Genomic DNA, 21,682 nt, shown 5'->3' with positions numbered 1-21,682 from the left:
CGGACACGCGCACACAAGGAGCTGACGACCATGACCACGACCGACGCAGAGCAGACCACCACCGCAGGCCAGGTGACCGGCACGGGCCGGACCACCGGCACGGTCCAGGCCACCGACCGGGACGACGGGCGGCCCGCGACGCTCTACGCGCTGCTCATCGCCGACGGGAAGGTCGTGACCGTCGACACCGACGACGGCACCGTCCACCCCGTCGCCGACAGCCCGAACGACGCCCCTGACGGTGTGACAGTCATCGACGACACGGTGTACTGGACGACGATGGGCACCCCCTCGCCCGCCGCCGACGGCGACACCACCGGCGAACCGGACTTCACCGCGCGCAACGGCGGACTGCACGCCGTCGCCGTCACCGGCGGCACCCCGCGCGACATCGTGCCCGCCGGCGGGATCACCACCGGCAAGCAGCTCACCACCGACGGGCGCGGGCGGCTCTACTGGGGCGACCGCGAGGGGTTCCGCGTGTCCACGTGCCGGCTCGACGGGTCCGACCTGCGCGATCTCGTCGTCAACGAGGATCACGGCGACTGGACCGACCAGTGCGTGGGCGTGGCGCTCGACCTCGACGCCGGGTACCTGTACTGGACGCAGAAGGGGCCCGCGAAGGGCGGGCGCGGGCGGATCCTCCGCGCCCCGCTCGACCTGCCCGACGGGGCGAGCGCCGACGCGCGGCCCGACATCGAGGTGCTGTGGGAGGGGCTGCCCGAGCCGATCGACCTGGAGATCGCCGACGGGTACCTCTACTGGACCGACCGCGGGGCCGAGCCGGACGGGAACACGCTCAACCGGGCGCCGCTACCGGCCGGTGGGGTCGGGGCCGGTGACGGCGGTAACGGCGCGGGTGCGGGTGCGGGCGCGGGCGGCGCGGGGGGCGCGGAGCCGGAGATCCTGGCGCGCGGATTCCACGAGACGATCGGGCTGGCGGTGGACCGGGTCGCGCGGGTGGCGTACGTCGCGGACCTGGGCGGCGAGATCCGCCGGGTGCCGCTCGACGGGTCCGACCAGGGCGTTGTCATCGCCGCGCTCGGCTCGCCCGTGACCGGGCTGGCGCTGCACCGGCCGTAGGACGGCCGCGGGGCTCCGGGGGGGGGAGCCGGGCGACGCGGGCGCACCCCGCGCGTCACCTCGGACGCTCCGGCCACCCGGTGCGCGTCACCGCGGGCACCCGGCCACCCGGTGCGCGTCACCGCGGGCGGTGCTCCCCGACGACCCGGCCCAGCTCCCCGCGCCACGCGGAGGTCAGCGCCGCGAGATCGTCCGCGCCGAACACCGCCGCGGCGAGGTTGAACCGCGCCGTGACACGCGGCCCGTCCGGGGACGGGGCGACGGAGAACGTCGCCTCCACGGCGTAGGTCCTGGGCAGGTCAGGTTCGGGCATCTCCGGCAGGGCCTCGAGAACGGCCTCATCGGTCACGACCGTCCACGCCCCCGACGCCGGCGCCTCACCGGCCGGCGCGGCGCGACGGTCGGCGGGGGTGTCGCCGCCGGAGCCCGCTCCCATGTCCAACCGGCCCAGGTAGTTGACCTCGACCTCCACCCCGTGCCCGCACACACCGCAGTCGACGGAGTGCTCGACCGGAGTGCCCGGCCGCCGCGTGAGTTCGCGGGCGACCTCCCGGGCACGGTCGATGATCCCGGGTTCACCCGGGTCAGAACCATGACCCGGGGGTCCCGCCGGGGCGGCACCGGTCGGGGCGGCACCGGTCGGGTCCGGGCCAGCCGGGTCCGGCAGCACCAGCGGCGTGACCGTGGTGAACCAGCCGACGGTCCGGGAGAGGTCGTCGGCCACCGTGCCGTGCCGGGTGAGCACGTCGTCGTCGCGACCGTGTCCCTCGAGGTCGACGACGAGGCGACGCGTCCCACGCCACCGCGCCACCGCCCCCGCGAGGACGGCGAGCAGGACCTCGCGCAGACCCGCCCGCTCCGCCCGCTCACCGGCATCCGTGCCGGCGCGCCCGGCGGAGGCGGCGATGTCAAGCAGCGCGGAGGTCTCCTCCGGCGACGCCACGGTGGTGTCGGCGTGCGCGTCCGCGGCCCGGTCCACCGCCGGGTCGACGCGCCGCGATCCCAGGGCGGACCGGTCGCCGGTCGCGAGGTACCGCTCCCACGCTCCCGCGGGCCCGCCGTCCACCGGGTGGCCCTGCGCCGCCTCGGGACCGCCGGCGTCGGCACCGCCGCCCGCGCGCCCGGGGTCGGCGGGGGCGCCGGCCCGCCGGGACCGTTCGTCGTCGATGAAGCCCGCCCACCGGCGGAACGGCGTCGTCTCCGGCAGGGACGTGCCGCGCGCGAGGTCGTCGAGGATCACCCGCCACGACATGCCGTCGACGGCCAGGTGGTGCGCCACGAGCACGACCAGCCCACCGGTGCCGTCGTCGCCGGGGAACCATGCGGCGCGGAGCATGTGCCCGGAGTTCGGGTCCACCGTCTCGATGACCTGCCGCGCGACCGCGCCGAGCACCTGCGGGGTCGGCCGCCCGCCGTGGCCGGGGTGTGTCACGAGGACGGCGTCGCCGACGGCGCGGATCCAGTCGGCCCGGTCGGTGGGGTCGTCCGGCAGGGCGGGAACCGTGATCCGGGGTCGACGCCGCGACCCGGCGGCCCCACGTCCCCCCTCGCCGGGGACGGGTCCGCGGGACGCGCCGAGGACCGTCGCGCGGAGCAGCCCGTGGTCGGCGGCGAGCGTGCCCAGCCGGTCACGCAGGTCCGCCGCGGTGAGGCCCGACGGGACGGTGACCGGGGCCCACTGGCAGAACCGGCGCCACCCGCCGCCGCGCAGCAGCCACTCCTGCACCGGGGTGACGGGGATGTCGCCGGCGTCGGCGGGACGGGCGGGCGCGGGGGTGGTCGTCCCGGATGCGCCGGTGCCGCTCCCGGCGGCGTCGCCACCGGCCGTGTCCAGGGACGCGAGCGTCCCGGCGATCCCACGCACCGTCGGGGCGGCGAGCACCAGCCGCGGGGTGACGCGCGCCAGCGGGCCGCCGCGCTCCACGAGGTCGGAGCACAACTGCATGAGCAGGATGCTGTCCACGCCGAGGTCGCGGATGTCCTCGTCCCGGTCGGTGACCGGGGTGCCGGTGAGGGCGCCGAGGGCGTCGGCGAGCTCGCGCTCCACCGGGCCGTCGGGGGCGGCGGACGCGCCTGCCGCGCCCGCACCGCGCAGCGCCGCGGCCCTCGCCGTGAGCTCCGCCGTGTCCAGCTTCCCGTTCCGTGTCAGCGGGAACCCGTCCACCGGCACGACGGCCGACGGCACGAGGTGCGCCGCCACCCGCCCCCGCAGGTGCGCGGTCCACCGGGCCGCCGCCCCCGCCGGGTCCTCCCGGTCCGCCGCGGACCGCGGGACGACCGCGGCGACGAGGCGCGGGCCCCCGGGGCCACGGTGGACACCGACGCGGGCGTCGTCGACCCCCTCCAGCGACCGCACGGCGGCGAGGACCTCGGCGGGCTCGACCCGGAACCCGCGGACCTTCACCTGGTCGTCCGCGCGGCCGAGGTACGCGAGCGCTCCCGCGCGGCGGACGACGATGTCCCCCGTCCGGTACGCGCGTGCTCCTCCGGGCGCGGCGACGAACGCCGCGGCGGTGAGGCGCGCGGCGTCCTCCCGGCCGGTGTACCCCTGTGTGACCTGCGGCCCGGTGATGTAGAGCTCGCCAGGAAGACCGTCCGGGACGGGTCGGAGCCAGCGGTCCAGAACCATCACAGCTGTGCCAGGAAGGGGGTGGCCGATGACGGGGGCGGGGTGGTCGCGGAGCCGGGCGGACACGGCGTCGACGGTCGTCTCCGTGGGGCCGTAGAAGTTGTACGCCTCCGGACGGGCCGCCGCGGCGAGGCGCGACCACACCGCCGGGTCGACGGCCTCGCCGCCGAGGCCCAGGACCTCCAGGCCGGGCCAGGGGGCGGGCGCGTCCGGGTCCGGGTTCAGGTCCGCACCCGCGTCCCCACCGGCACCGGGCCCCTGCCGCTCCAGCTGCCCGAGCATCGTCGGCGACGTCTCGATGACGTCCACCCGGTGCCGAGCGAGCGCCGCGCGGTAGAGCCGGGGGTCGCGCATCTCGGCGTCGTCGAGCACCGCGACGACATGCCCCGCGAACAGCGCCGCGAGCGGCTGCCACGACGCGTCGAACGCCAGCGACCACGCGTGCCCCACGACGAGCTGCCGCCCGAGCCGCGCGCTGTGCCGGTCGAGGACGAGCCGCCGGTGCGCGTCGACGAGTGCCGCCAGCCCCCGGTGCGTGCCGACCACCCCCTTCGGCGCGCCCGTCGACCCGCTGGTGAAGATGACGTACGCGGGCTCGTCCGGGGTGCGCGGCCGGGCGTCGCCGGGTGTCGGGGGTGTCCGGGGTGCGGTCGCGGTGGGGGGCAGGGTGCCGTCCGGGGTCACGACGACCCGCTCCGCGCCCTCCGGGACCCCGTCGCCGGGCGCGGCGGCGGGCGCACCAGCGCCGGCGTCGGCGACCACGGCCGTGGTGTCGGGCGCATCAGCGCCGGTCAGCACGGCGCGGACGCCCGCGCGGGCGAGCACACCCCGGCGGTGGTCGGCGGGGGCGGTGACGTCCGTGTGCACGATGACCGCCCCGGCGCGCAGACACCCCACGATGCCCGCGACGGCACCGACGCCGCGCGGGAGGCTGAGGCCCACCCGGTCGCCCTGCCGCACGCCGAGCGCGCGGAGCCGGGCGGCGACGCGTCCCGCACGGTCCCACAGTCCGGCGCGGGTGAGCACCGTCGACCCGTCGCACACGGCGGGGGCGTCCGGGTCCGCGGCGACGAGCGCGGCGAGCCGCCCGTGGACCGGGGTGACGGTGCCCGCGTCGGGGCTGGTCGCGTCAGGGCTGGTCGCGTCGGGGGACGTGGCCCCGGTCCGGCCCCCGCCCGCACCGCCGTCGCCGTCACCGCCGTCGCCGTCGCCGTCACCGGCACCGAAGCCGGTGCCGAGGCGCGCGAGGGCGGTCCCGTCGGACAGCGGCAGCGTCTCCAGCAGCGCGGTCACCGCGCGGACGATCCGCTCCGGCCGGACCGGCAGGCCGGTCCGGCCCGCGTCGTCCTCCCGGTACTCCCCACGCACGGTGAGCCGCCCGTCGACGACGGCGGGCACGAGGGTGAACGGGTAGTGCGTCGAGTCTGCCGTCCGCAGCGGTGTCACCCGGACGCCCTGCGAGGTCGTCCGCACACCGTCGTCACCACCCGGCGTGTTCTGGTACACGACGAGCGTGTCGAAGAGGTCCCGCTGACCCGCCTGCCGCTGGATGTCGGCGAGGCCGACGTACTCGTGCTCCCGCATCTCCGTCACATCACGGTGCAGCGCCTCGACCTGGGAGGCGGCGTCGTCCCCCGGCCGCAACCGCACCCGCACCGGGACCGTGTTGATGAACATCCCGACCATCGACCCGATCCCCGGCACCTCCGGCGGCCGGCCGGACACCACCGTGCCGGTGACGACGTCGTCGCGGTCGGTGAGCACACCGAGGACGACGGCCCACGCGAACAGCGTCGCCGTGCTCACCGTCACGCGGTGCGCGCGGCACCAGTCGGTGAGCACCCTCGTCGCGGCGGTCCCGAGCGCCGCCTCGACGGTCGCGTGCCCCGGCCCGGGGGTGCGGTCGGTGGAACCGGTGCGGTCGCTGGAGTCGCCCGACGCCGCGTCACCCGAGGCCGCCGCGGCGGAGAGGTGGCACGGCGTCGTCCCCTCCCCCAGCCGCTCCCGCCACCGGGCGAGCGACCGGTCCCGCGACCGCTCCGCGAGCCACGCGATGTACGCGCGGTACGGCGCCGGGGCCGGGAGGTGGGACGCGTCCCCGTCCGCCTCGTAGATCTCCATGACCTCGCGGAAGAACAGCGGGGCCGACCAGCCGTCGATGATGATGTGGTGGGCGGTGAAGATGAGCTCGTGGCGCGTCGCCGAGCGGCGCAGCAGCCGGAAGCGCATCGGGGACGGCGCGGAGAGGTCGAAGGGCCGGCGGAACTCGGCGGCGGCCACGGCCGGGTCGGCGGCGCCCGGCACGGCGTCGACGACCTCCCAGTCCAGCGGCGCCGACACCGGGATGACCTGCACCGGGTGCGGCACCCCCCGGTCGACGAACGCCGCCCGGAGGTTCGGGTGCCGGTCCACCGCCGCGACGACGCTGCGTCGCAGCAGGTCGGCGTCCAGCGGTCCGTCCATCCGGAACACGCACTGGATGTGGTACGGGTCCGACCCCTCGCCCGTCCGGTGCAGGGCCAGCAGCCCCTCCTGGAGCGGCGTGCCCGCGAGGATGTCGGCGATGCCCGGGGCTCCCCCGGCTGCGGCTGTGTCCTGGGTCATCAGGTGCGGTCTCCTTCGGTGCGGTGGGGGTCGGTGTCGGGGTCGGTGGAGTGGGGGTCGGTGACTCCCGGACCGCCGGGGCCGGGGCCGGGGTCCGTGGGGTCGGGGTCGGCGGAGCCGGGGCCGGAGCCGGGGGCCGCGCCCGGCGCGAACCCGCCGAACATCGCGGCCACCCGGTCGAGGTCCCCGGCCGACAGACCGGACAGGTCCCCCACCGGGGAGGACCCGCCGGTGCCGCCCGTCGGGGTCGGGGCCGGGGTGTCGACGCCGTCCTCCGCCCCCGCACCGGTGGAGCCGCCGGCCGTGGCGGTCGCCCCGGTGGAGTCGGCCGTGGCGGAGGGGTGGGCGTCGTCCCCGACCTCCGGACGACCGGCGGCCGCGCGGTCGGCGGTCTCCGCGAGCTCCGCGATGGTCCCCGCCCGGACGACGTCCGCCGTTCCGAGTGCGAGACCGACCTCGGTGGCCCGCGCGGCGAGCCGCACCGCGGTGATGGAGTCCCCGCCGAGGGCGAGGAAGCCGTCGTGCCGGCCGGGGACGTCGATGTCCAGCAGCTCGGCGACGATCTCCGCGAGGGTCCGCTCGGTCCCGGGGCGCGGGGCCTCCCAGCGGGCCGCGGGCGGCAGCGGCAGGGCGTCGACGTCGACCTTCCCGTTCGCCGTGACCGGCAGCTCCGCGACCGTGACGACCTGCGACGGCACGAGGTACTCCGGCAGTTCACGGCGCAGCGCCGCGAGGAGGTCCGGGGACGTGCCGGGGTCGGTGGCGGTGGCGGCGGAGTCGGTGGCGGTGGGGTCGGTGGCGGGACGGTCGGTCACCGCGTAACCGACGAGCGTCGTCGCGCCGCCGCGGTCCAGCACCCGCACCGCCGCCGCGCGCACGCCCCGTTGCCGGAGCAGCGCGGACGTCACCTCCGCCGGCTCCACCCGGTGGCCGCGCACCTGGACCTGACCGTCCCGCCGGCCCTCGTAGTGGAACGTGCCGTCGGCGCGGCGGCGCACGAGGTCACCCGTGCGGTACATGACCGTGCCCGCACCCCACGGGTCGGCGACGAACGCCGCCGCCGTGCCCGCCGGCGCGCCGAGGTAGCCGGCCGCCACCTGCGGGCCGCTGAGGTACAGCTCGCCGAGCGCCCCCTCGGGGACGGGGGCGAGCCGGTCGTCGAGGACGACGGCCGTGACCCCGGGCAGCGGCGTGCCGATGTCCGGCCGGCCACCCGTCCACGGGCCGGCCGTCGCGATGACGGTGACCTCCGTCGGCCCGTAGAGGTTCCAGACCTGCGCCCCGACGCCGGCGAGGGCCTCCGCCACCGCCCGGGGGAGCTCCTCGCCGCCGGCGAGGGCACGCAGGCCGTGGAGCGGGCCGGTGGTCACGCCCGCCCCGGTTCCGGTTCCGGTTCCGGTCGCAGCCCCGGTCGACGCCGCGTGTCCGCGGGCGGCGGCCTCGGCGACGAGGGACCACAACCCCGGCGTCGCCTCGCACACCGTCACGCCGTGCCGGCGGACGAGCCCGAGGATCGCGTCCGGGTCCCGGCGCTCGTCCTCGTCGGCGACGACGAGCGCCGCCCCGCCCGCCAGCGGGGCGAGCAGCTCCCACCCGGCGATGTCGAACCCGAACGGGGAGACGGCCAGGACCACGTCGTCCGCCCCCAGCGGCACCGCCCGGTCGGTCGCCGCGAGCAGGGCTCCGAGCGCGTCGCGGGTGACGGTCACGCCCTTCGGCCGCCCGGTCGACCCGGACGTGAACAGCACGTACGCCGGCAGGTCGCCGGGGATGTCCGCCGGGTCGGGCAGGGCCGGCGTGCCCGCGCCGGCGTCGGTGGCCCCGGCGTCGGTGGCGGTCGCGGTGGCCCCGGAGAGGACGTCGCGCACGTCCCCGGAGGTGAGGACGACGCCGGCCCCCGTCTCCGCGAGCACGACCCGCCGTCGCTCCTCCGGCGTCCCGGGGATGAGCGGCACGTACGCCGCCCCGGTGCGCAGCACCGCGAGCTGGGCGACGACGAGCCCGGCGTCCCGGTCGCACGAGACGGCCACGACGTCACCGGGCCGCACGCCCCGGGCGACGAGGTCACGGGCCAGCGTGTCCACCCGGTCGCGCAGCTCGTCGGCGGGGATGCGCCGCCCGTCCGGGCCGACGACCGCCCCCGCGGTCGGCACGCCCCGGACGAGGTCCGCGCGCCGACGCCCACCCGGGTCACCGGTGCCGGTCGCGGTGTGGCCGGTCGCGGCGTCACCGGTCGCGGCGGTGCCGGTCGGCGCGGGGACGGCGGGCAGCCGGAGGCGTTCGTCGTCGAGAAGGACCGGCAGCCGGGACAACCGCGTCCCCGGAGCCTCGGCGGCCGTGGCGAGCACGCGCCGCACACGGTCGACGAGACGCCGGACGGTCCGGGTGTCGAACAGCGCGGTGTCGAACTCCACGGCGAGGCACGCCTCCCCCGACCCCGTGACGAGGTCGACGTTGAGGTCGAACCGGGACACCCCCGGGTCGTCGTCGAGAACCCGGGCCGACCAGCCGCGCGGCGCGGGCAATCCGGCCGGGAAGGTCTGCACCCCGACGCCGACCGTCGCCAACGGGTGGTGGCCCGTGACCCCACCGGCGGCGAGCTCCCGGACGAGGTCCTCGAACGGGGTCCCCGCGTGCTCGACGGCGGCGAGGCCCGCCGCGCGCACCCGGTCGACGATCTCCCGCACCTCCGGGTCACCGGCGAGGGACACGCGCAGGACCAGCAGGTTCACGAAGCACCCGACGGCCGTGGACAGGTCCGCCGCCACCGGGTCCGCCGGGTCCGCGACGAGCGCCGCGCCCGCACCGGACCGCCCGGACTCCGGGGTGGTGACGACGATGTCCTCCCCGCAGCCCATCCGGGACAGCACCGCCGCGACCGCCGCATGGAGCAGCATGAACGGCGTCGCGTCGAGCGCCCGGGCGGTCTCCACGAGGCGGTCGGCCTCCGCCGGGGGCAGCGGGATGCGCAGCAGCCGGCCACCCGGGGTGTCCTCCCCCGGCACGCTCCGCGGGCGGTCGAGGGGCAACGGCATCGGGCACGGCAGGTCCGCGAGCGTCTCCCGCCAGAAGGCCAGGTCCCGGTCCGCGGTGCCGCTGCGGGTCCGCCACCGGTCCTGCGCGGCCGTGATCGCCGCCGGGGACGGTGCCGGGGTGGGTGGCTCCGCGGGTGCGCCCGCGGGCACCGGCCGGTCGGTGGCCCCGGTCGGGGACGACGCCGACCACACCGCGGCGAGGTCGTCGACGACGACGGGCAACGACCAGCCGTCGACGGCGACGTGGTGGAAGACGAGCGACACGAGCGCCCGGCCCGGCCCCGTGGGCGCGACGGCCGCCCGGACGGGCAGCTCGCGGTCCAGCCGGAACGGGCGGCGACGGTGGTCGGTGACCTCCTCCCCCGGTGGCAGGACGGCGACGTCGAGCATGTCCACCGCCGAGTCCGGGTCGACGATGACCTGTCGGGGGCCGTCGGTCCCGCCGGTGACGAGGGTGCGCAGGGACTCGTGCCGCCGGACGAGGGCCGCGAGGCCGTCGCGGACCGCCGCGGCGAGCGACTCCGCGGTGGCGGTGCCGGCGGTGCCGGGGTCGGCGGTGAACTCCGCGAGCAGCGGCAGGGTGTAGGTCACCCCGGCCGGGTCGACCCGGGACAGCGCCCAGAACCGCCGCTGCGGTGCGGTCGGCTCCAGGGGCGTGTCCGGCGCGGGGCGGCGCACGGTCTCCGGGGCGGTCGCCGCGGCGCCGGCACCGGTCCCGCGACCCGCGCCCTGACCTGCGGCGTCACCACCGTGACTCTCACCGTGACCCGCACCGTGACCCGCGCGGGGGCCGCCGGCCACGGCCGCCGCGACGCGCGCCGGGGTGCGCTCCTCCATGACGGTCCGCACGGTGACGGGCGTGCCGAGCACCGCGCTCACCCGCGCCGCCCACCGCACGGCGGACAGACTGCTCCCGCCGAGGGCCACGATGTCGTCCGCCGGCCCGACCTCGCGGTCCTCCGGCAGGGTGCCGTCCTCGACGAGCACGCGACGCAGCGCCGACGCCGCGAGCGTCACCGGCAGCGCAGCCGCCGCGGTGGGCGTGGTGGGCGTGGTGGGCGCGACGGAGGCAGCGGCGGCGGCACCGGCGCCGGCGCCGGCAGGTCCGCCGCCCCCTCCCGCCCGGAACAGGTCGGCCACGGCCCGGCGGTCCGCCTTCCCCGTCGCACCGGTCGGCAGCGCGTCGAGGACGAGGACCTCCGCGGGCACGAGCGCCGGGCCGGTCGTCCCCGACCCGTCGCCCGTCGCCCACGCCTCCAGGGCGCGCCGCACGTCCTCCGGCGCACAGGCGGCGTCGTCCCCCGACCCGGTGACCGCGAGGCAGAGCCGGCCGTCGACGACGACCGCCACCGCCGCACCGACCCCCGGCACGCGCCGTGCGGCGGCGGCGACCTCCGCCGGGTGGACGCGCACGCCGTGGATCTTCGCCTGGTCGTCCGCGCGCCCGAGGACGACCACGGCACCGTCACCGTCGCCGGCCCCGCCCGCACCCCGCCGCGCGAGGTCACCCGTGCGGTGCCACCGGCCACCACCCGGCGCGGCGACGAACCGCGTCGCGGTGAGCGCCGGGTCGCCGGCGTACCCGTCCGCGACGTCGCCGGCGATGTACAGCTCCCCCGTCACCCCGTCCGCGACGGGCGCGAGGTCCGGGCCGAGGACCGCCGCCGTGACGTGCGGCAACGCCTCCCCGACGGGCACCGGCCCGCCCGCGCGGAGCACGTCCGGGTCGACGACCGTGGACAGGCACACGTGGGTCTCGGTGGGGCCGTAGTCGTTGCGCAGCACCGGCCCGTCGGGGGCGGTGCACCACGCGCGGAGGTGCGCCCCGGGGTCCAGCCGCTCGCCGGCCTGGACGAGCGTGCGGAGCACCGGCGCGCCCGTCCGCGCGTGGTGGGCGGCGAGGGCGTCGAGCAGCGTCGTCGTGGCGAAGACCACGTCCACGCCCTCGTCGTCGAGCACCCGGGCGAGGGCGGCGGTGTCGCGGCGGGTGGCGTCGTCGACGACGACGAGCCGGTGCCCGCCGAGCGCGGCCGTCGCGACCTCCTGCACGGCGACGTCGAACTGGTCCGGGGCGAGGTGCGCGAGCACGTCCCCGGGGGCCGGCACCCCCTGCGCGACCTGGTGCCGCAGCAGGCCGTCGAGGACCCGCCACGGCACGGTGACGCCCTTCGGGTCGCCGGTCGTGCCGGAGGTGTGGATGACGTACGCGGGGTCGCCCGGGTCGAGGTGCCGCCGCCGGCGGGGGCCGGGGGTCGACGCCGCCCTCCCGCCGGCGACCCCCTCAACAAGCACGTTCGTAACAGTGTTGCGATCGAGGAGGAGCGTCGCCCCGGAGCGCGCGAGGATCTCCCCGGACCGGGGGGTGAGCTCACCGTTCCCGTCGACCTCCAGGGGCATGACCGCGCCACCGGCCCGCCACACCGCCAGCACCGAGCACACCTGTTCCACTCCACGGGGGAGGGCCACGCCGACCGTGACCCCCGGGCCCGCACCTCGGTCGAGGAGGTGCGCGGCGAGCGCGTCGACGGCGCGGGCCGCCTCGGCGGCGGACCACCGCACGGCCACCCCCTCCGCCGCGAGCAGCGGAGCCGGCCCGGACAGCGGCGGCACCCCCGTCCGGTCCGGCGGCAGCGACGTGCCCGCGACCGCCCGGCAGGCCCGCGCCAGGTCGTCGAGAACCTCCTCCGGCGCCGCCCCCGACGCGAGGGTGACCCCGCCGGCGACCGCGAGCCGCAGCCGCAGCCGCTCCCCCGGGTTCACCACGAGCATGACCGGGTAGTGCGACCCGTCCGTGTACCGCAGGTCGGAGACGGTCACGCCCTCCACCGGGGAGGTCACCGCCGCCGGGTCGAGGGGGTAGTTCTCGACGACGACCAGCGAGTCGAACAACGCCTCCCCCGACGCCCGCGCCGGGCCGGACAGCGCCTGCACCGCCGCCAGCGACGGCGGCACATCCGCGGCGAGCCGCAGCGTCTCCGCGGCGCCACGGGCCGCGTCCGCCACGGCCCGGGCGGTGACGGCGGGATCGGGGGCGTCGAGCGCCGCCGGGTCCACGCCCCGCACGGCGACGGGGACGGTCGCGGCGAACATGCCCACCGCCTCCGCCGCGCCGGGCACGCCCGTCGGCCGGCCGGACACGACCGACCCGGAGGTCACGCCGGACTGCCCGGTGCGGGCGGCGGTGACGACGGCCCATGCGCCGTGGAGCAGCGCCGCGACCGTCGTGCGGCGCTCGCGGGCGACGGCGGCGAGGCCGCGCGTCGTCGCCGGGTCGAGGGTGACGACGGTGTCCGCGCGGGTGCCGTCGTCCGTGCCGCCCGGCGCGAGGGCCGTGGGGCGCGCGTCGCGGAGCAGGCGACGCCACCGGCGGTCCGGGTGGCGGCGCGCGGTGACGGCGGCGAGGGCCGGGACCGGGTCGACGCGGGCCGCGGGGTCGGTGGCGGTGGGGTCGGTGGCCGCGGGGTCGGCCGGGCGGGCGTCCGCGGCGAGGAGGGCGAAGAGGTCACGCATGATGACCGGCGCCGACCAGCCGTCCGCGATGACGTGGTGGAGGGCGACCTCCACGCGGTGGCGGCCGTCGGGCCCCGGGGTGACCCGCAGCCGGGCGAGCGGCCCGCGGGCGAGGTCGAAGGGGGCGTCGAACGGGGTCGCGACCGGGTCCCCGGCGGCGCCGGGCCCGTCCACGATCTCCGCCGACGGGGCCGTGCCCGGGCCGCTCACCGCGCGGACGCGGCCGTCGCGGCCCCGGTGGAACGTCGCGGCGAGCGCCGGGTGCCGGTCGCCGAGCCGACGCCACGCGCGGGCCAGCGCCCGGGCGTCACGCAGCCCCGACACGGTGAAGGCCATGCGCACGACGTACGCGGCGGCGCCGGGGTCGGCGGCGTCGTCGATGAGGACCAGCCCCTCCTGGGTCGGGGTGACGGGCAGGACCGTCAGGCCGGCGGACCCCCCGCCGAGACCCACACCGTCGGCGAGGGCGGCGAGCACGTGCCCGCGGACCGCGGCGGCCGTCGCGGCCGGGACGAGGCGGGTCGCGCGGACGAGGGTGAGCGTGAGCACCGGGCCGTCCGCCGCCGGGGTGACCGACGACGTGACGGTCAGCGCGCTGCGCAGCGGCGTGTCCGGGCCGACCCCGGCGTCGACCGGGGGGACGCCCGGCAGCGCGAGCGGGGTGAAGGCCCCCGGGTCGACGACGGTGCCCGTCGTGCCGAGGTGGTTGAGCAGCACGTCGGCGCGCCGGTCCCGCGGCACCGGCCGCTCGGCGACGGTCTCCACGACGGTCGCGGCGTCGGCCCCGTCGACACCGGCACCACCGGCACCGGCACCGGCGGCGACGTGCCGGCGCGTCGTCGCCCGGGTCCACCACCCGACCGCGCGCGGGTCCACGCCGTCACCCCGGCCGTGCCCCTCGACGTCCACGGCCACCGCCGCCGGACCCCACGGGTCGACGGCCCGCACGGCCGCGACGACCGCCTCCTCGACCGCCCGGCCGAGGTCCGCGCCGGTGCCGTGCCGGGCGACGAGTGCCCCGGCCACCGCGGCGGGCACGGTGACGACGTCCCGCTCCGCCGTCGCGGCGGTGTCCCCCGGGCCCACCGGCCCCGAGGCGATCCGGGCGGTCGGGGGCGTGAGGGCGGCGTCGGCCCCCTCCCCCGACCCGCCCGGCACCTCCGGCGACGGACCCGCCGCCCCCGTCCGGACCGCACCGGCCCGCGGCGACGTGCCCGCCGGCCCCGGGTCGCGGCCCCCGGCCAGCGCGCGGAGGTCCGCGATGAGGCGCGACCAGCTCGCGGCGTCGACGGCGAGGTGGTGGACGGTGAGTGCGACGGCGGGCCCGGCGTCCGTCTCCACCTCGGCGACGGCGGTGAGCCGCCCGGCGGTGACGTCGAGCGCCGCGTCCAGCTCCCGCCGCAGGTCGGCGATGGTGTCGGCCGCGTCCGGCCCGGTGGCCGTCACCGGCGGGTGGACGTGGAGCGTCCCGGGCGTGCCGGCGGGCAGGGTCTCGCACAGCGGGACCGGGGTGGGGTCGGTCGGGTCGGTGGTCGGGTCGGTCGGGTCGGTCGGGTCGGTGGTCCGGTCCACGACGGGGTCGACGCCACCCGCCCCCGTCACGGTCCGCGTGCGCAGGGCGGGGTGGAGGTCGACGAGCCGCTCCACCATCCCGGCGACCCGGCCGACGGCCGACGACGGGACGGCGAGCAGCATGGTCTGGGTGAGCAGCGCCTCCGGCGACTCCGCGACGAACTCGCCGGCGACGCGACCCGGGGTGAAGCGGCCGGTCGGCGCGATTCCGGCCGCGTCCGCGCTGTCCCCCGGGGCGCCGGGCGCCGTCGCCGTGGCGTCGGCGTCGGCGGTGGCGGCGGCGGCGCGTGCTGCTCCGTCGTCGGGCCCGTCGGACCCGTCGGCCCCGCCCCCGGTGCGACGCATGGTCGCGGCGAGGGCGGCGAGGGTCGGCGCGTCGAGGACATCCCGCGGGGTGACCGTCCACCCCGCGTCCCGGAGCCGGGCGACGATCTCCAGCGCACCGATGCTGTCCCCGCCGAGGCCGAGCACGCTGTCCTCCGCGGTCGGCACCCCGCTGCCGGGGTCGAGCACCGCGGTGAGGGCGGTGACCAGCGCCGCGAGGGCCGGATCGTCCGGCGCGGCGGCAGCGTCGACCGGCGCGGTGGCAGCCGGCGCGGCACCGCCGGTCGCGACCGTCGCGGCGGCCGCGGTGCCGGCCACCCCGCCCCCGGCCTCCAGCGCGGCGGCGACGTCCCGCGCCGCCTGCCGCCGGTCCGTCTTCCCGTTCGGCGTCACCGGCAGCGCGGCCAACGCCACGACCCGCTGCGGGACGAGGTACCGGGGCAGCACCCGGGCGACCCCGCGGCGCAGCTCCTCCAGGTCCGCGTCCGTGAACGCCCCCGCGGCCGGCACGACCCCCGCGGCGAGCGTGTCCCGCCTCCCCGCGACGGGCACGGCCACGGCGGCGGCGACACGGCCGTCGGCCCGGAACGCGGCCTCGATGTCCCCGGGCTCGACGCGCAACCCCCGGATCTTGAACTGGTCGTCGATCCGCCCGGTGCACGTCACCGTCCCGTCGGCGGCGCGCACCGCGAGGTCACCCGTCCGGTACATCCGCGCCCCGGGGGCCAGGCCCCACTCGTCCGGCACGGCGGTGAACCGGGCGGCGGTGAGCCCCGGCGACGCCGGGTAGCCCAGCGCCAGGCCGGTGCCGGCGAGCCACAGTTCGCCGGGCATCCCGTCCGGCACGGGTCGGAGGGCCGCGTCGAGCACGAGCGCGGCCGTGCCGGGGTCCGCCTCCCCGACGGGCACGGTCCCGGTCCGGCGGACGGTGGCGGGGTCGACGTCCCCGTGGAGGGCGTTGACCGTCGCCTCGGTCGGCCCGTAGAGGTTGATGAGCCGGTGCCGGTCCGCCCAGGCGAGGGCCAGGTCGACGGGCAGGGGTTCGGCGCCGCTGAAGACGACGACGTCCTCGCCGATCCCCGCCGGGTCGCCGAGCCCGGCGAGGACGGTCGGGGTGACGGACATGTGCGTCGCCCGGTGCCGGGTGACGGTCCGGGCGAGGGCGGTGCCGACGCGGTCGGCGTCGTCCGCGACGAGCAGGTGGCCGCCGGTCGTGAGCGTGGCCAGGACCTCCAGGACCCCGACGTCGAAGTGCATGGGGGCGACGGACACGAACCGGGGCCGCACGCCGCGCGCGAGGGCGGCGTCACCGTCGGGCGCGAAGACCGCGTCGGAGACGTCGAGGAGCCCGGCGAGCGCCCCGTGGCCGACCATGACCCCCTTCGGCCGCCCGGTCGTCCCGGAGGTGAAGCACACGTACGCCGGGTCGCCGTCGGCGGGCCGGGCGGGCACGGGCACCGCGGCGGGGTCCCGGGTCGTGCCGGGCGCGGGGTCGGTCCCGGTCCCGGGGAGCCCGGGCAGGGGGACGACGACGACCCCCTCCGCGACCGCACCCGTCAGCAGCCCGGGCCGGTCCGTGAGAACGGCCGTGACCTGCGCGTCCGCGAGGGCCGCGGAGAGCCGCCCGGGCGGGTCGTCCTGGCGGAGCACCGTGAAGGGGCGGCCGGTGCGCAGCACGCCGAGAAGCGCCAGGACCTCGTCCCGGCGGGCGCCGAGGTGCACGGCGACCGTCCCGGTGGTTCCGTCGGGACCCCCGACCGCGTCCGTCACCGCATCCGCGACCGCCGCGGTGGCGGCGAGCACCTGCCCACCGGTGAGGGTCTCCCCCCGGCCGGTGAGGACGGGCAGGTCACGGCACCGGCGGAGGGCGTCGTCGACGGCGGCGGCGACACCGTGGCGGCGGGCGAGCGTGGCCGCCCGCCCCGTGCCCTCCGGCGTCGTCACCGTCGCGGGCACCGTGCCGAGGGCGACGTCCGCGACCCACGGCTCCCGCCGCCCCGGCGCGCGGTCGTCCCCGGCGGTGGCGGTGACCGCGCGGGCGACCGTCGTGACGACGCGCCGCAGCGCGGCGGCGAAGGACCGCGCCCCGTCCGCGTCGAACTCCGCCCCGGAGAACAGCAGGTCGAGGCGCATGTCTGCGGCGTCGTCGCGGGCCCCGCTGTCGTCGTGGCCGGCGGCGACGGGGTCGGCACCGGGCTCGGTGACCATGACGGTGAGCGGGAACTTCGCGGGGACCGTCGGCGGGTCGACCGGGCGCGCGTTCCACCCCGGCACGTCGGGCACGGGGACGTCGCCGACCCGGTGGTCGACGAGCACGCGGAAGGGCACCCCGCCGTCGGTCAGCTCCTCCAGGGGGACCGACGACCGGAGGGCGACGTCGGTGACCTCGGCCCGCACGGCGTCGACAACCCCCCGCACCGGCGCACCCGGCGCGAGCACCCCCCGACCCGGGTCACCGACGGTGACCGGCAGGGTGTTGCCCAGGTACCCGACGACGTCGAGGAGCCGCGCGTCGTGACGGCCCGCGACGGGCACCCCGACGACCGGCTCCGCCCCGGCCCGGTCGAGGAGCAGCAGCACCGCCGCGCGGACCACCGCCGCCGCGTCACCGCGGGCGAGGCCGGGGGCCGGGACGGTCGCGGTGAGGTGCACGTCCCCGCCCGCGCCGGTCGTGCCGCCCGCACCGGCACCGGCACCGGCCGGGGCGTCGCCGGCGCCCCGCGCGGCCCCGTCGGGACGGGACGACCGGGAGAACGGCAGGGGTGTCTCCGCCGGGGCGAGGGCGTGGCGGCGCCCCGCCCAGAACGCGCGGTCCTGCGCCGACCCTGCGCCGAGGGCGTCCCGGACCGCCGCGTACGACGGCCCCTCCGGACGGCCGGCGGTGGAGCCGTGCCCGGGGTCCCCGGCGTCGCCGGCGTCGCCGTCGTGCCGCCCGTCCGCGCCGAGCGCGGCGGCGAGGTCGGCGAAGAACGGACCGAGGCTCCACTCGTCCGCCCACGCGTGGTGGAGCAGCAGCGCGACGACCGGCGGCGCGTCCCGCCGGGTGACGACGGCGGCGCGGACCGGCCCGTCGGCGGCGGTGAACGGCGTGGCCAGCAGGTCCCGCAGGACGACCGGCGTGAGCTCGCGCGTCGTCGTCATCGCCGTGACGGGCGGCGCGGGCACGTCGCCGGCGGCGAGGAGCGTGGAGACGACCCTCCCGCCGTCGAGCCGCGGGCGGGTGCGCAGCACCGGGTGCCGGCGGCACACCTCCTGCAGCGCGCGGCCGAGTGCCTCCGGTGCGGGCGCGGTGTCGCACTCCACGATGACGGGGAGGGTGTACAGGCCCGGGGTGTCGTCGAGCGCCTCGGCGGTGACGATGCGCCGCTGGCCCGGCAGGGGCTCCACCGGGCCGGGGGTGTCCTGGTGGTCGGGGGACGACGCCGCGACGCCGCCGGTCGGCCCGGGTCCCGCGGCGGCGTCACCGGTCGCCGGGGTGCCCGCGCCCCCGGCTGCGAGCAGGTCGTCGCAGGTCCGGGCGAGGTCGGCGAGGGTCCCGTCCGCGAGGACCTCCCGGGCGGGGACGGTGACCCCGAGGTCCGCGCTGAGCCGCAGGGCCAGCCGGTGGGCGAGAAGTGAGTGTCCGCCGAGGGAACGCACGTCGGCGCCGGTCGGCGGGGTGTCGGCGAGGCCGAGGACGTCGCGCACCGCCGCGGTGACGGTCCGCTCCGTCGGGGTGGGGTGGACGCCGCCGACGGCGTCGGGGCCCGCGCCGGTGTCCGCGCCGAGGTCCGCCGGGACGGGCAGCGCCGCCCGGTCGACCTTGCCGTTCGCGTTCCGGGGCAGGTGGTCGAGCACCGTGATCCGCGCCGGCCGCGCCCCGGAGGGCAGGGTCGCGGTGAGGGCCGCGCGGATCCCCGGCACCGGGTCTGCACCGGTGGCCGTCGTCACCACATACCCCAGCAGCACCTCCCGGCCGGGTGCCCCGGTGACCCGCACCGCCGCCGCGGCGACAGCCGGCGCGGCCGTGAGGGCCGCCTCGACCTCGACGAGTTCGATGCGCAGCCCCCGCAGGGACAGCTGGTCGTCGGCGCGCCCGTGGAAGCGCAACGCACCGTCGGGCACCCGCCGGGAGACCAGGTCCCCCGTCCGGTACCGCCGTCGGCCCCCGGGACCGGCGACGAACGCCGCCGCCGTCGTCCCCGGGGCCCCCAGGTACCCGAGCGCGACCTGCGGTCCGCTGAGGTACAGCTCCCCCACCGCACCGTCGGGCACGGGCCGCAGCCGCGCGTCGAGGACCTCCGCGCGGAGACCCGGCAGCACCGCCCCGAGCGGCGGGGTGCCGTCCCCGGTGACGCGGTGGGCGGTCGCGATGACGCTCATCTCGCTGGGCCCGTAGAGGTTGAGCACGTCCGCCCCGGCCGCGCGGAGCCCGGTGGCCGTCGCGGCGGGCAGGGCCTCGCCGCCGGCGCACGCGAGGACACCGCGGACGACCGTCGGGTCGCAGGCGAGGATCTCCGACCACAGGGAGGGGGTGGCCTCGACGATGTGCGGCCGCACCGCGCGCAGCTCCGCCACGGCCGCGGCGGGGTCGGAGGCGAACGTCGCGGGGGCCACGTGCACGCGGCCGCCGGCGGCGAACGCGCCGAGCATCTCGACGACCGAGATGTCGAAGCCGAGCGTCGACCCGGCGAGGGACGTCACCCCGGGCCCGTGGCCGAGCATGTCCACCGCCGCGCCGAGCACGGCGTCCAGCCCGCGCCGCGGCACGGTGACGCCCTTCGGCGTGCCGGTCGTGCCGGAGGTGAAGACCAGGTAGGCGGGGCTGTCGGGGTGGGGTGCGCCGTCGGAGGGGAACGACGCCGCGCTCCCGGGGGCCGGCGTCCCCGCCGCGGCGGGCGCGGCGGCCACGGTGGCGGCCGACCCGTCGGTGGCGCCCCCGGGGGCCGCGTCGCGGACGCCGTCGAGGACGGCCTCGACCGTCGCGTCGTCGAGATCCGCCCGCGGGTCGGCGGCGGCGAGGACCGCGGCCGCGCGCCCGGCCGGCTGCCCGGGGTCCACCGCGACGAACGGTGTGCCCGCCCGCAGCGCGGCGAGCATCGCGACGGGCACCCCGGCCCCCCGGTGCAGGCGGAGGGCGACGACGTCCCCGGGCCGTGCCCCCGCGTCGCGGAGCACGCCCACGGTCGCGTCGACGGCGCGGTCGAGCTGCGCGTACGTCAGTGTCCGCCCGCCGCAGCTCACGGCGACGGCCCCCGCCGTCGCGGCGTCACGGGCGGCGCGGGCGACGGCGGCGGCGACGTCCACCGGCGCCGACCCGGCACCACCCACCGGCGACCCGGACCCCGGCGCGGCGGTGACCGGCGCGGCGGCGGTCGGCGTCGTGCCCCCGACCTCCCCCGGGGAGGCCGGGCCCTCCGCACCCGTCCCCGCCGGGCCCGTCCCCGCCGGGCCCTCCGCGCCCACGGACCGCGCGACGGCGTCCCGCCACTCGGCGAGGATGAGCCGCGCGACGTCCGGCCCCGGCGCGCTGCACCGCGCCTCCGCGCTGAGCACCGCCCCGCCGGCCCCCGTCCCGTCGTCCTCCAGGGCGAGGACCAGGTCGAACGCGGACGACCCGCACGCCGCGTACGTCCCCGTCACCTCCCCGCCGTCGAGCGTCAGCGTCCGGCGGCCGCTCCGGTGCGTGACGACCGCGTCCACGAGCGCGTGGCGGTCCGGGGACGTCGGCAGGTCGAGGAGCCGCAGGACATCGTCGAGCCCGGCGCACCGGTCGCGCACCGCCTCCTGCACCGCGGCGACCCCGTCGGCGACCGGGCGCCGGGTGTCCACGGCGACGGGGATGACGGACACGCGGTCGCCGTCGTCGTCCCAGGCCCCCGCCCCGAGCATGACCCGCACGTCGGCGGGCGTGCCGACGACCGGCACGTCCCCGGCCCCGCGGCGGGCGAGCACCCGCGCGGCGGCGTCGACGAGCACGGCCGGGGGCGTCGTCCCCGCCTCCCGGGCGCCCCGCCGGAGGGCGTCCGCCCACGCGGCGTCGACGGGCAGTTCGACCCGCCGGGACGCGGTGTCCGCGCGGCCCCGGTCGGCGGCGAACGGGTCGGGGCGGTCGGGGCCGACCGGCACTCCGCGCAGGGCCTCCGCCCGGCGCCGCGCCGCCGTGTCGACGAGCTCCGGGGTCGCGTCCTCCCCGGTCACGCCCGTGCTCGCGGCGGGGGTGCCGCCGGCGAGGGCGGTCCCGAGCCCGTCGAGGAGCAGCACCCACGTGTGCTCGTCGGCGGCGCAGTGGTGCGTGGAGATCACGAGGTCCGCCCGACCCGGCCGGTCGGGCGCGGGCAGGGTGCGCACGCGCAGCGGCGGCTCGGAGGAGGGGTCGACGGCGTGCCGCGCGAGGGCGGCGGCGGTCGTCGGCTCCGGATGGTCCGCCCGGGGCTCGACGACGGCCGTCGCCGGCAGGACCGCGCGCTCCACGCCCGGCGCGGTGGGTCCGGGGTCAGGCGCGGTGGCGTCCGGCGCGGTGGCGTCCGGCGCGGCGGCCGTGGCCGGGAGGCCCACGGTCGTGCGCAGCCGGGGTCGGGCCTCGGCGACGGCGACGGCCGCCCGCCGGATCCGCTCCCCGGTCTCCGCGTCGCCGGGGACATCGAAGACCCAGGTCAACATGCCCGTGGCGTCGCGCGGGTCCCCGGCGAGCCGGGTGCTCATGCGCCGGTCGGTGACCTCCCCGGTCCGGGCCGGGGTGGCGGGCGACGACGGGAGCGCGGCGTCGTCCCCCCGACCCCGACCCACGGCCCCGGTGACCGGCCCGTCCCCGGCACTCTCACCGGCACCGTCACCGGCGGGGGTGAAGCCCTCCGCGGCGAGGGTCCGGCGGAGGAGTTCGCGGCGGCGGGCCGCGAGGGCGCGGCGGCGGGCGGCGGGGCTGGTGCTGTCGGACATGGTCGCT

General features: G+C 79.2%; 3 protein-coding genes. 1 reads left to right on the top strand and 2 read right to left on the bottom strand.

The window, feature by feature from the left end; genetic code table 11:
• Positions 1-30 precede the first annotated feature (30 nt).
• Complete coding sequence (locus CBOVI_RS00340) at positions 31-1,083, top strand: hypothetical protein (protein WP_010264581.1); 1,053 nt, start codon at positions 31-33, stop codon at positions 1,081-1,083.
• 118 nt (positions 1,084-1,201) lie between these two features.
• Here the strand turns inward: CBOVI_RS00340 and CBOVI_RS00335 are convergent, their stop codons facing one another.
• Together CBOVI_RS00335 and CBOVI_RS00330 are read right to left on the bottom strand one after the other, a co-directional pair.
• Positions 1,202-6,316, bottom strand: coding sequence for a condensation domain-containing protein (locus CBOVI_RS00335; protein WP_183273686.1), 5,115 nt, complete (start codon positions 6,314-6,316; stop codon positions 1,202-1,204).
• Positions 6,316-21,675 carry a non-ribosomal peptide synthetase gene (locus CBOVI_RS00330; RefSeq protein WP_183273685.1) on the bottom strand — a complete coding sequence of 5,120 codons (15,360 nt, stop codon included), beginning with the start codon at positions 21,673-21,675 and terminating at the stop codon, positions 6,316-6,318. Before CBOVI_RS00330 ends, CBOVI_RS00335 begins: the two co-directional genes overlap by 1 nt.
• Positions 21,676-21,682: the final 7 nt, after the last annotated feature.

The organism is Corynebacterium bovis DSM 20582 = CIP 54.80 (assembly GCF_030408615.1).
Classification (GTDB): Bacteria; Actinomycetota; Actinomycetes; order Mycobacteriales; family Mycobacteriaceae; genus Corynebacterium; species Corynebacterium bovis.
The sequence above is the reverse complement of the archived record's forward strand: the minus strand, read 5'-3'. Positions and strand labels throughout refer to the sequence as shown.